Raw genomic sequence first — 12864 nt, forward strand, 5'->3', positions numbered from 1 at the left:
CGCCAGGAGGCAGGACCCCGGGCGGCTTGACGAAGCACCCGGAAGCCGGGCCCCGGCACATCACTGAACGGTCAGGCGGAGGCGGACACGTCCACATCCACGTCCACGGCCGCCTCCGCGTGCGTGACGAAGGCATCGACCAACCGGTTGAAAAGCGCGGCGAGTTGCCGCAGATCCTCCGAGGACCAGTCCGCCAGCGCCATCTCCATGCCCCAGCGGCTCATGTCCCGGATGCGGTTGACGGCGGCCAGTCCGCTGTCGGTGAGCTGGATGCGCTGGGCACGGCCGTCGTCGGGGTCCGGGACGCGGACCACATGGCCGAGTTGCTCCAACTGCCGTAGCTGGCGGGTGACATGGGAGGCCTCCACCGACATCCGGACCGCCAGGACCCCGGGGCGCAGCGGCTCGCTCTCGGCGATGTGGCGCAGGATCGCCACGGCGGCCCGGTCCAGGGGCAGCCCGACCAGCGCCATCAGACGCTCGTGCTGCCGGGCCCGCCCGGCCAGATGGGTGATCCGGGTCAGGACCCGCTCGATCTCGGCTACGTCCGCCGGGACGGACGCTGTTACGGGTGGCGGTGTGGACATGCGTCCACCGTAACAGGTACTTGCCTGAGTTAAGCAAGACCAAAGACGGTTGCTTGACTTAAGTAACGCATTTATGGTTGCCTAACTCAAGCAAGTCCAGAGCTGGGGTCACCGAAGCGGAGGTGTCCCCGTCGCGTCGTACGCCGTGGGGACGGAGTATGGCGCCGTCACCGGTCCCGGCGGTCGGAGCACTCCCCCCGTCCGCCGCCGGGGCCGGTGACACCCCTCACGCACATGGAAGGCGAGCCCCCATGGCCACGATGAAGTCCGTCCAGACCGGTACCGTAGACAAGATCGACGTGGTGGACGTCGAGCGTCCGGTACCCGGACCCAAGGACGCCCTCATGAAGATCCGTGCCTGTGGGATCTGCGGTACCGACACCTTCTTCCTGCACATCGGCGGCGGCCCGTTCGGCGCGGGCGGCGCCATGGTGCCGGTCCCCCTCGGGCACGAGCCGGCCGGCGAGATCGTCGAGGTCGGTGCCGAGGTCGACGGTCTGAAGGCCGGGGACCGGGTGGTCGTCAACCCGCAGGGCTCGCCCTCCGGGATCATCGGCTGCGGCGGCAAGCACGGCGCCATGAGCGACTACCTCCTGCTGGAGGAGTGCGAGGTCGGCAAGAGCGTCACCGTGTTCCCCGACACCGTGCCCTTCGACGTCGCGGCCCTCAACGAGCCGATGGCGGTGGCCCGGCACGCCGTCAACCGTTCCGAGGCGAAGCCCGGCGACAAGGTCGTCATCTTCGGCGCCGGGCCGATCGGCCTGGGCGCGGCGATCTGGCTGAAGCTCCGTGGGGTCGAGCACGTCGTCGTCGCCGACGTCATCGCCTCCCGTCTGGAGACCGCGCTCGCGGTCGGCGCCGACGCGGTCATCAACTCCGCCGAGGAGGACGTGACTTCACGCCTGACCGAACTGCACGGGCAGGCCGCCAACGCGCTCGGCCAGCCGCGCGCCGGCACCGACATCTACATCGACGCCGCCGGTGTCGCCGCCGTCGTCAACACCACCGTCGACTCCGCGAAGTGGGGCGCCAAGCTGGTCATGGTCGCCGTACAGAAGAAGGGCGCCGACATCGACCTCGGCGGGATGCTGCGCAGCGAGCTGACGCTGATCGCCTCGCAGGGCTACCCCACCGAGATCTTCGAGGTCACCCAGGAGATCGTCGAGCACCACGAGCGGTTCGCGAAGCTGATCAGTCACCGGGTGCCCTTCGGCGAGGTCGAGCACGCCTTCGAGCTCGCGCTGACGCCGGGCGCGGCGGAGAAGATCGTCGTCACCTTCGACGAGTAGACGAGCAGCGGACGGCGCGCCGGCCCCACCGCCCCCGACGGCCACCGGCGCCCGCCCGGCCGCCTCGGACAGGACCCCCACACCATGATCCACCGCCTGCAGCGGGTGCTGCGCTGCCGTCCACGCACCGTCGACCTGGTCCTCGCCGCCGCGCTCCTCGCCTGCGCCTTCCCCGGCAGCATGCTGACGATCCCGGGCCGCGACCTCGAAGTCCCTTGGTGGCCCGGCGTGTTGGTCTCGGGTCTCTCCTCGCTCGCCCTGCTGTGGCGGCGCACCCTGCCGCGCACCACCGTGGTGGTCACCCTCTGCTGCGCCATGGCGGTGGCCGCGCTCGGCTATGTCGTCACGGTCCTGGTGATCGGGCCGCTCATGGTCGCGCTGTACACGCTGGCCCGGCGCTCCGAGCGGACCACCGCGAACCTCTTCACCGCTTCCGGCATCACCCTGCTGGTGGGCACGGCCGTGCTCGTGGGCCCGGGCAGCGAACCGCTGATCCTGAAACTGCTCGGCCCGGCCTTCTGGCTGCTGCTGCCCACCTCGCTGGGCACCACGACCCGGCTCCGCGCGGCCTATCTGGAGGCGGTGCAGGCCCGCGCCGAGCACGCCGAACGCACCCGCGAGCAGGAGGCCCGGCACCGTGTCACCGAGGAACGGATGCGGATCGCCCGCGATCTGCACGACGTCGTCGCCCATCACCTGGTCCTGGCCAACCTCCAGGCCGGCACCGTCGTACGGCTGATGCGCAGCCGCCCCGAGGAGGCCGAGCGGATCGCCGCCGAGCTCGCGGGCACCACACTGTCGGCCGTCCGCGAACTCAAGGCCACCGTGGGCCTGTTGCGGCACGCGGACGACTCGGAGACGCCCTCGGGGCCCGCGCCTGGGCTGGCCCGACTCGCCGAGTTGGCCGCCTCGTTCGAGCCCGCGGGGCTCGTCGTCGGCGTCAGCACGGAGGGCAGGCCGCAGCCACTGTCCGCCGGTACGGATCTCACGGCGTACCGCATCGTGCAGGAGGCGCTCACCAACGTCACCAAGCACGCGGGCACCGGCTCGGCCGAGGTGCGGCTCAGCTACTCGCACGACCGGCTGGGTATCACCGTCACCGACCACGGGGGTACGGCACCGCCCTCCTCCCCCGCCGGCGGAGGCGGGTACGGCGTCATCGGCATGCGGGAGCGCGCGCTCTCCGCCGGTGGCCGACTCCGGGCGGGTCACCGGCCCGAGGGCGGCTTCGAGGTCGTCACCGAACTGCCGTTGCTCCCCCGTTCACCGGCCCACACCGAAAATGTACTTGCGTAACTCAATCAATCTCATTATGGTTGAGTGAGTCAAGCAAGTCCGCTTGTCCCTGATCGTCGCAGCTCGTTCCCGATGGAGGCTCCGCCATGTCCGACGCCCTTGCCCGACCCGCCGAGGCGGGTTCCTCCGCTCCGCCGAGGTCGAACGCCGTCGTCGCGGTGCTGGCCTTCGCGGGAATCGTCGTCTCGCTGATGCAGACGCTGGTCATCCCGATCATCCCGGAGCTGCCGAAGTACCTGAACGCCTCCGCGTCGAACACCGCGTGGGCGGTCACCGCCACCCTGCTGGCCGCCGCCGTGGCCACCCCGGTCGTGGGCCGGCTCGGCGACATGTTCGGCAAGCGCCGGATGCTGCTGACCAGCATCGTGCTGCTGGTGTCCGGCTCGATCGTGTGCGCCCTGGCCGACTCGCTGGTCCCGATGGTGATCGGCCGCGCGCTCCAGGGGCTGGCCGCGGCGGTCGTGCCGCTCGGCATCAGCATCATGCGGGACGTGCTGCCCAGCGACCGGCTGGCCGGATCCACCGCGCTGATGAGCGCCTCGCTCGGCGTCGGCGGCGCCCTGGGTCTGCCCTCGGCCGCCTTCATCGCGGACCACTACAACTGGCACTCCCTCTTCTGGATCTCCGCGGTCCTCGGTGTCCTGTCCTTCCTGTTGGTGCTGGTCCTGGTGCCCGAGTCCAGGGTCCGTACCGGGGGCCGCTTCGACCTGGTCGGCTCGCTCGGCCTGTCCGCCGGACTGGTCTCGCTGCTGCTGGCGATCTCCAAGGGTTCCGACTGGGGCTGGACCAGCGCGACCACCCTGGTCCTCGGTGCCGCCGCCGTCGTGATCCTGCTCTCCTGGGGCTGGTACGAGCTGCGCAGCCTGCAGCCGCTGGTCGACCTGCGGACGACCGCCAAGCCGCAGGTGCTGTTCACCAACCTGGCCTCGATCGCCCTCGGCTTCTCGATGTTCGCGATGTCCCTGGTCCTCCCCCAGCTGCTCCAGCTGCCCACGCAGACCGGCTACGGCCTGGGCAAGTCGATGCTGACGGTCGGCCTGGTGCTCGCCCCGCAGGGCCTGGTCATGATGGCCATGTCCGCGGTGTCGGCGGGCGTCACCAAGGCCAAGGGCCCCAAGGTCACCCTGATGATCGGCGCACTGATCGTGGCCTCCGGCTACGCCCTGAACATCCTGCTGATGTCCGAGGTCTGGCACCTCATCCTGGTGTCCTGCATCATCGGCGCCGGTGTCGGCTTCACCTACGGCGCCCTGCCCGCCCTGATCATGGGCGCGGTCGACCCGTCCCAGACCGGTGCCGCCAACAGCCTCAACACCCTGATGCGGTCCCTGGGCACGAGCTTCGCCAGCGCCATAGCCGGAGTGATCCTGGCCCAGATGACCACCGACTTCGGCGGCTACGCCCTTCCGTCGGAGAACGGCTTCAAGGTGGTCATGGCGATCGGTGCGGGCGCCGCGCTGCTGGCCTTCTTCCTCGCGAGCCTGATCCCCAAGGCCCGTGCCGCCGTCGAGGCACCGGCCGACGAGGCACCGACCCCGGCTCCGGAGGTCTCCGAGGCCAAGGCCTGAGGCATTCTGGTTCATCGAGCACACGGCGGTCGCCGCTCCGCGCCCAGCGGAACGGCGACCGCCCTCGGCTTGCCCGCGCACCCCGTCGTTCCCCAGCGAGGAGTCCACGATGACGATCCCCAACTCCCGTGACAAGGCTGCCGATTCGGCCGCCGCGCCCGTGGTGCGGCTCGCCGCCGGTGCGGTGCGCGGACGACTGGAGGACGGGCTCGCCGTCTTCCGTGGGATCCCGTTCGCCGAACCACCCGTCGGAGAGGCCCGCTTCCAGGCACCGCGCCCGGTGCGCGCCTGGGACGGCGTGCGCGACGCCCTCGACTTCGGGCCGCCGCCCCCGCAGGAGTCCGGCATCCAGGGCCGCCAGGGCGTTGTCACGGGACCGACGGGCGACGACTGGCTGACCGTCAACGTCTGGACGCCCGCACCCGATCCGGCGGCCCGCCGCCCGGTCATGGTGTGGATCTACGGCGGTGCCTACAAGCTGGGGCACGCGGGCAGCCCCGGCTACGACGCCCAGCACATCGCGCGCGACGGCGACGTCGTGGTCGTGACCCTCAACTACCGTGTCGGCATCGAGGGGTTCGCGCGGATCGAGGGGGCGCCCGCGAACCGGGGGCTGCTCGACCAGGTCGCCGCACTGGAGTGGGTGCGGGACAACATCACGGCGTTCGGCGGCGATCCGCAGCAGGTCACGGTCTTCGGCGAGTCGGCCGGTGGCGGGTCGGTGGCCTCGCTGCTGGTCATGCCGAGCGCGTCCGGACTGTTCCGGCGGGCGATCACGCAGAGCGTACCCGGCACCTTCTTCTCCGACCCGCTGGCCAAGGACATCGCCGCCGCGCTCGCCACCGAGGCGGGACTGCGCCCCACGGCCGCCGACCTGGCGACCGTGGATCCACGCCAACTACCCTCGGTGGGCGAGGCGTTGGGCCCCAAGATGCCGCAGTACGAGGACCGCTGGGGTTCGGTCGTCCACACGGTGACGCCGTTCTCGCCCGTCGTGGACGGCGAGGTGCTGCCCGTCACGCCCTGGGAGGGGCTGGCGGCCGGCGCGGCTCGGGACGTGGAGCTGATGGTCGGTCACAACCGGGAGGAGTATCGGCTGTTCGTCGTACTCTCCGGGCAGGCCGGGAAGCTCGGCCAGGCGGACGCGAGGACGGCGCTGCGGCGGTTCGGTCCCGGGCCGGACGCCGAATCGGCGTATCGCGACGCCTTCCCGGACTACTCGCCCGAGGAGTTGTACGAACGCGTCCAGACCGACTGGCTGTTCGCCATCCCCTCGCTGCACCTGGCCGAGGCACAGCTCGCCGGCGGCGGTCGCGCGCACGTCTACGAACTCACCTGGCCCGCCCCGGGGTTGGGCGGTGCGCTGGGCGCCTGCCACGGTCTGGACATCCCGCTGCTGTTCGGCACCTTCACCGCAGACCTGGGTAATCTGCTGTTCGCCGACGTCGAGCCCTCCCCCGAGGCCCTGGCGCTGTCGTCCCGATTCCGGTCGTCCTGGGCGGAGTTCGCGCGGACGGGCGACCCGGGCTGGCCCGCCTACGACACCGAGCGGCGGTCGGTGCAGATCCTCGACGCCGACCCCGTGGTCACCTCCTACCCCGAGGAGACCTCACGGCGACTGTGGGAGGGGTACACCTTCCGCGCGCTGCCACTGACCGCGTAGCCGGGGCCACCTGCCGTCACGAGTTCTCCCCCTTACCGGCGAGCAACCGCTCCAGCCGGTCGAAGCGTTCGTGCAGGGCGCGGGCGGTCTCCTCGCCCAACTCCTCGGCGCCGTGGGCGAGATGATGACGGCGGTGCTGTTCGCGGCCGACGAACCAGGTGGCCAGGGCCGCGGTGACCAGGCCGTAGGTGGTGATGCCGACGACCATCACCACCGAGCCGACGACGCGGCCCCACAGCGTGACCGGAAAGAAGTCGCCGTACCCCACCGTCGTCGCCGTCTCGATCGCCCACCACAGGGCCCTCGGGTAGGTCGTCAGGTTGGCGCCGCGGGCTCCGTGTTCGGCGGCGACCACGGCCCACGAGCCGACGAGCATCACCGCGCCGAGGAGCACCGTCGCCGCGCCCGCCGCCTTCAGATGGAGGGAGCGGCCCTCCCGGCCGAGCAGCAACTCGACCGCCCTGGTGAGGAATCCGGGCAGCATGGTCACTCCTTCGCGTCTCGGTGCCGGGGCCTGGGGCCAGTGTCGGGGCAGGCGCGGGTGCGGGCATGCCGGGCGGGGCGTTCGAGTTGCCGTACGACGTGCGGTGTTGTGCGCTGGAGAGCACTGCTGCCTGCTCCGACCGCCCGCCCCACCCGAGGGAGGACCGTGCCATGACGGCGGAACCCCGAGCCGTTCCGGAGACCTTCGCGTTCACCTGCGGTGACTGCGGCCACTTCTGGGAGGCGACCTTCCAGGTCATGTTCTTCACCGACCCGACCGACGCCTCCGGTCTGACCACGCAGGAGTACGTCGACGAGGAGGGCAGGGCCATGAGGTCGCCGCTCGCCGACGCGGTCTGCCCGAAGTGCGGCGGGCGCACGGTGCATGTGCTGGAGGCCGGGCTCGCCGAACGGGCTCGCCGCGCGGAGCACGAACCCCCACAGCCGCATGAGCACCATCTGCACCTCCCGCACCGGCATCACGGGCCGCCGGACGGCGCACCCTGACACCGCACCTGTCACCCGAACAGCCCCCTGCGCTGGAGGGCCGGGCGGCCCGATGGTGCCCTGAGGGGGACCGCCACTCCCCTGGAGGCCCCGCCATGCACCGTCGCCCGTCCTCCCGCCCCGTCCGTGTCCTCGCCGCAGCCCTGGCGGCGGGCACGCTGCTGACCTGCGCGGCCTGCTCCGGCGGCAGCGGTGGTGGTGGTGCGGGCGGTGACAGCGCCTCGGACATCGCCGCCTCCCCGCTCGCCGCGAAGTCACCGCTCGCCTCTCCCCGCACAGAGAAGTCCGCCGCCCCCGCCCTCACCGCGGCGGGAGCCAGGGCCGCGCTGATCACCGAGGCCGACCTGGAGGACAACTGGACGCAGGTCAAGGACGCCGCCACCTGGGGCGACAAGCTCGTCATCGGCACGGTGGACGTCGGCGCCCTCCTCACGGCGAAGACGAACGCCGCCGACTGCCAGAAGCTGCTCGACGCGCTCTACGGCGACGATCTCCTCGGCAAGCCCTCCGGCGCGTCCGCGCTCACCGGGTTCGAGCAGAGCGAGTCCCGGCTGCTGTACCAGGTCGCCGCCTACGACCGGGCCAAGCTCGGCGCCTCCCTGAACTGGCTGAAGACGCTGCCGGTGAAGTGCGACCAGTTCACCGCGACCGACTCCAAGGGCGGCCGGCGCACGGTCCAGGTCATCGAGGACCCGGTGCCTTCCGTGGGCGACGCCCGGCAGGGTCTCCAGGTGACCGTCACCAGCACGGGCGCCGCCCAACCCACCACGCTCACCCTCCAGTTGGCGGTCGTCCGGGTCGGCACCGACGCGATCACCGTCACGTCGGGCGGCCTCGGCGGCACGGAGTCGGGTACGACCAAGGCGGCTGTGGAGCAGGGCACCTCACGTCTGAAGGACGTCCTGGCCGGGAAGACACCGCCCGCCCAACCCGGCAACGTCGACTGACGGTTCGCCGCCCCCGAAGAACAAGTGCCCGATCGTCGCGAACCCTTGGGCCCGGTGATCAACTCGCGGCACAATGGCGGGGACGGCAACGCGGGCGACAAGGAGCCAGGACGTGAGTGACAGCGACACCCCGGCAGAGGGACCGACCCGGCTCAACACCGGTGTGGCGCACAACGCGCGCGTGTGGAACTACTGGATCGGCGGCAAGGACAACTACGAGATCGACCAGCGGGTCGGCGAGCACGTGGCCGGCATGTTCCCGGTCATCCGTGAAGTGGCCCGCGCCGACCGGGACTTCCTCGGCCGGGCGGTGCGGTTCCTGGCCGGCGAGCGCGGAGTACGGCAGTTCCTCGACATCGGCACCGGACTGCCGACGGTCGACAACACGCACGAGATCGCCCAGCGCGTCGCACCGGACGCGCGGATCGTGTACGTCGACAACGACCCGCTGGTGCTGATCCACGCCCGCACGCTGCTCACGAGCACCCCCGAGGGCGCCACCGACTACATCGACGCGGACGCGCACGACCCGGAGGCGATCGTCCAACGCGCCGCCGCCACACTGGACTTCGAGCGTCCCGTCGCGGTGATGATGCTGGGCATCCTGAACTTCGTCCTCGACACGGAGGCGGCCCGGGAGGTCGTGCGCAACATCATGGCCGCGGTCCCCTCGGGCAGCTTCCTGGTCCTCACGCACCCCACCTTCGACGCTGATCTCGGCGGCGAGGGCAACGTCCCGGCGATGGAGTTCTGGAACGAGAACGCCACTCCCCCGATCACCGCCCGCAGCCGCGCCGACGTCGCCGCCTTCTTCGAGGGCCTCGACCTCCTCGACCCCGGTCTGGTGCCCTGTTCGCAGTGGCGCCCGGACTCCGACTCCCCGGCCGTGGTACCGCAGTTCGGAGCGGTGGCCGTGAAACCCTGACGGAGCAGCCGACCGCACAGGACGCGACCGTGGAGGACGTATGACCACCTTTGCCGACCCGTTGCCCGGCGGACGCCCCGGCGAGGTCGAGCGCGCCACCGCACTGGCCACGGAGCTGACCGGACGGGGGGTGCACGGGATCGTCCTGGCCTACGTCGACACCGCGGGCGTGGGCCGGGTGAAGACGGTCCCGACCGCGAGGCTCGCCTCGGCCGCGGCCTGGGGCGTCGGCATGTCCCCGGTTTTCGACACCTTCCTGGCGAACGACTCCATCGTCACCACCGACGTGCTCGGCTCACCCGACGGCGACCTGCGTCTGTACCCCGACCTCGACCAGCTGGCCGTCCTGGCCGGTCAGCCCGGCTGGGCCTGGGCGCCGGTCGACCGGATCACCCAGGAGGGCGAGCAACACCCCGGCTGCAGCCGTACGTTCCTGCGCCGCGTCGTCACGGACGCGGAGCGGCGGCACGGGCTCACCTTCCGGGCGGGCATCGAGATCGAGTGGGCGCTCGGCCTGGACTCGGCACCCGCCGGCGAGTTCGTCCCCGCCACGACCGGCCCGGCCTACAGCGCCACCCGGCAGGTCGAACTGAGCGACTACGGCGCCGAGTTGCTGGCAGCGCTGGCGGCACAGGGCGTGGAGGTGGACCAGTTCCACCCCGAGTACGCCGCCGGGCAGTTCGAGCTGTCGGTCGGCGCGCTCGACCCGGTCGCGGCGGCCGACCGCAGTGTCCTCGTACGCCAGACCATCCGCGCGGTCTCCGGGCGGCACGGCCTGCGGGCCACGTTCACGCCGGCCGTCCTCGCCCAGGGCGTCGGCAACGGCGGGCACATCCACCTCTCGGCCTGGCGCGACGGCGCGAACCTGCACACCGGTGGCGACCGGCGTTACGGCATGACGGCCGAGGCCGAGTCGTTCGCGGCCGGTGTCCTCGCCCGCCTCCCGGCCCTCACCGCCGTGACCGCGCCGAGCCCGGCCAGCTACTTCCGCCTCCAACCCTCCCAGTGGGCAGGGGTGTTCACCGCCTGGGGCCGCGAGACCCGCGAGGCCGCGGTACGTGTCGTCACCGGTACGGCCGGGCTGCGCGCCCAGGCGGCGAACCTGGAGGTGAAGCCGGTCGACCTGGCCGCCAACCCCTATCTCGCCCTCGGCTGCCTGATCACCGCGGGACTCGACGGCCTCACCTCCTCGGCCGCCCTGCCCGAGGAGACCACCGGAGACCCCGTACATCTCGGCACGACCGAGGCAACGGCTCGCGGTGTACGACGGCTTCCGACCTCGCTGGCCGAGTCGGTCGCCGAGTTCCGCGGGGACGAGCTGCTGCGGGCCGCACTTGGACCGGTCCTGGCCGACGCGGTGATCGCCGTACGACAGGGCGAGATCGCGGCCGTGGCCGAGCTGGACGACGAGCGGATCGCTGCGGCCTACCGCTGGAAGTACTGACGATGGGCACTGGACCGGTCCACGAGGCGCTCGCAGCGCTGGAGTTGGTGGACCACCACTGCCACGGAGTCGTCACCGGGGACCTCGACCGGACGGCCTTCGAGTCGCTGCTCACCGAGGGGGGCGTCTGGCCCGGCAGCGGGATCTCGGCGTTCGACAGCCCGGTCGGGATCGCCGTACGCCGTTACTGCGCGCCCCTGTTGGACCTGGAGCGGCACGCGCCCGCCGACGAGTACCTCGCCCGGCGCGCCGAGTTGGGCGCGGGCGAGGTCAACCGGCGCTTCCTCGCCGCGGCCGGGACCGGGGTGTTCTGCGTCGACACGGGGTTCGCCCCGCACGCCGTCACGACGCCCGCCGAACTCGCCGGGGTGGCGGGCGCGGTCGCCCATGAGGTGGTACGGCTCGAAACCGTCGCGGAGGGGGTGGCCGCCCGGGGTGTCGAGCCGGACGGGTACGCGGACGCTTTTCGGGCCGCCGCCCTGGACGCGGTACGGCGGCCGGGGGTGGTGGGGGTGAAGTCGGTGGCCGCGTACCGGACCGGGTTCGATCTCGACCCGGCCCGGCCCGCGGAGGCGGAGGTGACCCGGGCGGCCCGCGGCTGGCTGGCCCGCGGCGGACGGCTCGAAGACCCGGTGCTGATGCGGGAGTTGCTGTGGACCGCGGTCGATCTGGGGCTCCCCCTCCAGCTCCACACGGGCTTCGGCGACAACGACATCCGGCTGCACCGCACGGACCCGGCCCTGCTGACGGACTGGCTGCACCTGATCTCCGGCACGATCCCGGTGCTGCTCCTGCACTGCTGGCCGTACCAGCGCCAGGCCGGCTACCTGGCGGCCGTCTTCGAGCGGGTGTACCTGGATGTGGGACTCACCCTGCATCATGTAGGTCCGGTCCGGGCTCGGGCGGTACTGGCGGAAGCGCTGGAGGTCACACCCTTCCGCAAACTGCTGTACAGCTCCGACGCCTATGGCCCGGCCGAGTTCTACGGGCTCGGCGCGCTGGCGTTCCGCCGGGGTCTGGGGGATCTGCTCCAGGACCGGGTGGACGCCGACGAACTGGGCCTGTCCGACGCGCTGCGACTGGCGCGCTGGGCGGGAGCGGACAACGCCCGCCGGGTCTACCGGCTATCCGACGGACACTGAAAGTATGATCAAGCAATGTCTGACATGACCGATACCACGCCCGGTTGGCTGTCCGCCGACGACCTCGAACAGGCACGCGCCCGCATGCCGATCCTGTACGTCGAGGCGGTGCCCGTCCGCGTCGACGACAGCGGCGAGGTGACCAGCATCGGCCTGCTGCTGCGCATCGGCCCCGACGGCACGGTCAACCGCACCCTCGTCTCCGGCCGCGTGCTGCACCACGAGCGGGTCCGCGACGCCCTGCTGCGTCACCTGGAGAAGGACCTCGGCCCGGTCGCGCTGCCCCGCATCCCGACCTCGCTGCAGCCGTTCACGGTCGCCGAGTACTTCCCGACGCACGGGGTCACCCCGTACCACGACCCCCGTCAGCACGCGGTGTCCCTCGCCTACGTCGTGCCGGTCACAGGTGACTGCCGGCCCCGGCAGGACGCTCTCGACCTGGTGTGGTTCAGCCCGGAGGAGGCCGCCTCGGAGGCGCTGCGCAGCGAGATGCCGGGCGGCCACGGGGTGTTGCTCAAGCAGGCGCTGGCGCACGTGGGCTGCGTGTCCTGACCGGGGCCGTCGCCGTGGCTCAGGCGGTGTCGCCCGGGCTGCGCTGACTGCTGCCGGGTTCGCCGTTGTCGCGCCGCCACTCGACGACCAGCTCGTCCTTGGTGCCGAAGCGGACCAGATGCCGGCCCACCACGTCTTCCAGCCGATCGAGGAACTCGGGCTCCGCCTCCACCGCGAGCAGCAACGCCCCCTCGGTGGCGGTCAGCGATCCTGTGCCGTCCTGGAAGACGAGTCGCCCCTCCCCGGTCTCCTCGTCCCAACTGGTCTCGCTGCGCCGGCCCAGGTGGGAGGCGAGTTGCTTGGCGTAGCGCTGCGGTCGGTCGGTGACGACGCGTGCTTCGGACCGGGACATGACGACTCCAGGGTGACGGGGGTGCGCAACGACTCGATGGTGCCGGACACTTGGGCCGACCGCACGGACACGACACCCGGCACGATCCGAAACGTATGGATGCCGTCCC

13 protein-coding genes are annotated in these 12864 nt (G+C 71.7%); 10 read left to right on the top strand and 3 right to left on the bottom strand.

What is annotated here, in order from left to right:
- Positions 1-71: 71 nt before the first annotated feature.
- Entirely contained in the window at positions 72-587 is a 516-nt protein-coding gene (locus ACWDEW_RS21410) for a MarR family winged helix-turn-helix transcriptional regulator (RefSeq protein WP_450514547.1), read from the bottom strand.
- A 251-nt stretch (positions 588-838) separates the two neighbouring features.
- Here ACWDEW_RS21410 and ACWDEW_RS21415 point away from each other — a divergent pair, with 251 nt between their 5' ends.
- From ACWDEW_RS21415 to ACWDEW_RS21430, 4 genes are all read left to right on the top strand, one after another.
- Complete coding sequence (locus ACWDEW_RS21415; RefSeq protein WP_450514548.1) at positions 839-1876, top strand: zinc-dependent alcohol dehydrogenase; 1038 nt, start codon at positions 839-841, stop codon at positions 1874-1876.
- 84 nt (positions 1877-1960) lie between these two features.
- Positions 1961-3172 carry a sensor histidine kinase gene (locus ACWDEW_RS21420; RefSeq protein ID WP_450514549.1) on the top strand — a complete coding sequence of 404 codons (1212 nt, stop codon included), beginning with the start codon at positions 1961-1963 and terminating at the stop codon, positions 3170-3172.
- An 86-nt stretch (positions 3173-3258) separates the two neighbouring features.
- A complete protein-coding gene (locus ACWDEW_RS21425; RefSeq protein ID WP_450514550.1) occupies positions 3259-4740 on the top strand; it encodes an MFS transporter in 1482 nt (493 codons plus the stop codon).
- A gap of 109 nt (positions 4741-4849) precedes the next feature.
- Entirely contained in the window at positions 4850-6403 is a 1554-nt protein-coding gene (locus ACWDEW_RS21430) for a carboxylesterase/lipase family protein (RefSeq protein WP_450514551.1), read from the top strand.
- 16 nt (positions 6404-6419) lie between these two features.
- On the opposite strand, the gene ACWDEW_RS21435 is transcribed toward ACWDEW_RS21430, so the two are convergent.
- The gene (locus tag ACWDEW_RS21435) at positions 6420-6887 is read right to left on the bottom strand and encodes an ion channel (RefSeq protein ID WP_450514552.1); all 468 of its coding nucleotides are present in this window, start codon (positions 6885-6887) and stop codon (positions 6420-6422) included.
- 170 nt (positions 6888-7057) lie between these two features.
- Between ACWDEW_RS21435 and ACWDEW_RS21440 the strand changes: the two genes are divergently transcribed.
- The 6 genes from ACWDEW_RS21440 (at position 7058) to ACWDEW_RS21465 (ending at position 12403) form a co-directional block, all read left to right on the top strand.
- A complete protein-coding gene (locus tag ACWDEW_RS21440; protein WP_450514553.1) occupies positions 7058-7393 on the top strand; it encodes a hypothetical protein in 336 nt (111 codons plus the stop codon).
- Between the two features lie 95 nt (positions 7394-7488).
- The gene (locus tag ACWDEW_RS21445) at positions 7489-8340 is read left to right on the top strand and encodes a hypothetical protein (protein WP_450514554.1); all 852 of its coding nucleotides are present in this window, start codon (positions 7489-7491) and stop codon (positions 8338-8340) included.
- 112 nt (positions 8341-8452) lie between these two features.
- Entirely contained in the window at positions 8453-9265 is an 813-nt protein-coding gene (locus ACWDEW_RS21450) for an SAM-dependent methyltransferase (protein ID WP_450514555.1), read from the top strand.
- Positions 9266-9305: 40 nt separating this feature from the next.
- Positions 9306-10709, top strand: a complete 1404-nt coding sequence (locus tag ACWDEW_RS21455) for a glutamine synthetase (protein WP_450514556.1) — start codon at positions 9306-9308, stop codon at positions 10707-10709.
- 2 nt (positions 10710-10711) lie between these two features.
- Complete coding sequence (locus ACWDEW_RS21460; RefSeq protein ID WP_450514557.1) at positions 10712-11851, top strand: amidohydrolase family protein; 1140 nt, start codon at positions 10712-10714, stop codon at positions 11849-11851.
- A gap of 24 nt (positions 11852-11875) precedes the next feature.
- Entirely contained in the window at positions 11876-12403 is a 528-nt protein-coding gene (locus ACWDEW_RS21465) for an NUDIX hydrolase family protein (protein ID WP_019070873.1), read from the top strand.
- 19 nt (positions 12404-12422) lie between these two features.
- Here the strand turns inward: ACWDEW_RS21465 and ACWDEW_RS21470 are convergent, their stop codons facing one another.
- Positions 12423-12755, bottom strand: a complete 333-nt coding sequence (locus tag ACWDEW_RS21470) for a DUF2218 domain-containing protein (protein ID WP_200711347.1) — start codon at positions 12753-12755, stop codon at positions 12423-12425.
- Positions 12756-12864: the final 109 nt, after the last annotated feature.

Source organism: Streptomyces sp. NPDC001100, from assembly GCF_053598575.1.

Excerpts from the sequence above, each read along its gene's own strand:
- ACWDEW_RS21410 (WP_450514547.1), bottom strand. The coding sequence starts at position 587 with ATGTCCACACCGCCACCCGTAACAGCGTCCGTCCCGGCGGACGTAGCC.
- ACWDEW_RS21415 (WP_450514548.1), top strand. The coding sequence starts at position 839 with ATGGCCACGATGAAGTCCGTCCAGACCGGTACCGTAGACAAGATCGAC.
- ACWDEW_RS21420 (WP_450514549.1), top strand. The coding sequence starts at position 1,961 with ATGATCCACCGCCTGCAGCGGGTGCTGCGCTGCCGTCCACGCACCGTC.
- ACWDEW_RS21425 (WP_450514550.1), top strand. The coding sequence starts at position 3,259 with ATGTCCGACGCCCTTGCCCGACCCGCCGAGGCGGGTTCCTCCGCTCCG.
- ACWDEW_RS21430 (WP_450514551.1), top strand. The coding sequence starts at position 4,850 with ATGACGATCCCCAACTCCCGTGACAAGGCTGCCGATTCGGCCGCCGCG.
- ACWDEW_RS21435 (WP_450514552.1), bottom strand. The coding sequence starts at position 6,887 with ATGCTGCCCGGATTCCTCACCAGGGCGGTCGAGTTGCTGCTCGGCCGG.
- ACWDEW_RS21440 (WP_450514553.1), top strand. The coding sequence starts at position 7,058 with ATGACGGCGGAACCCCGAGCCGTTCCGGAGACCTTCGCGTTCACCTGC.
- ACWDEW_RS21445 (WP_450514554.1), top strand. The coding sequence starts at position 7,489 with ATGCACCGTCGCCCGTCCTCCCGCCCCGTCCGTGTCCTCGCCGCAGCC.
- ACWDEW_RS21455 (WP_450514556.1), top strand. The coding sequence starts at position 9,306 with ATGACCACCTTTGCCGACCCGTTGCCCGGCGGACGCCCCGGCGAGGTC.
- ACWDEW_RS21460 (WP_450514557.1), top strand. The coding sequence starts at position 10,712 with ATGGGCACTGGACCGGTCCACGAGGCGCTCGCAGCGCTGGAGTTGGTG.
- ACWDEW_RS21465 (WP_019070873.1), top strand. The coding sequence starts at position 11,876 with ATGACCGATACCACGCCCGGTTGGCTGTCCGCCGACGACCTCGAACAG.
- ACWDEW_RS21470 (WP_200711347.1), bottom strand. The coding sequence starts at position 12,755 with ATGTCCCGGTCCGAAGCACGCGTCGTCACCGACCGACCGCAGCGCTAC.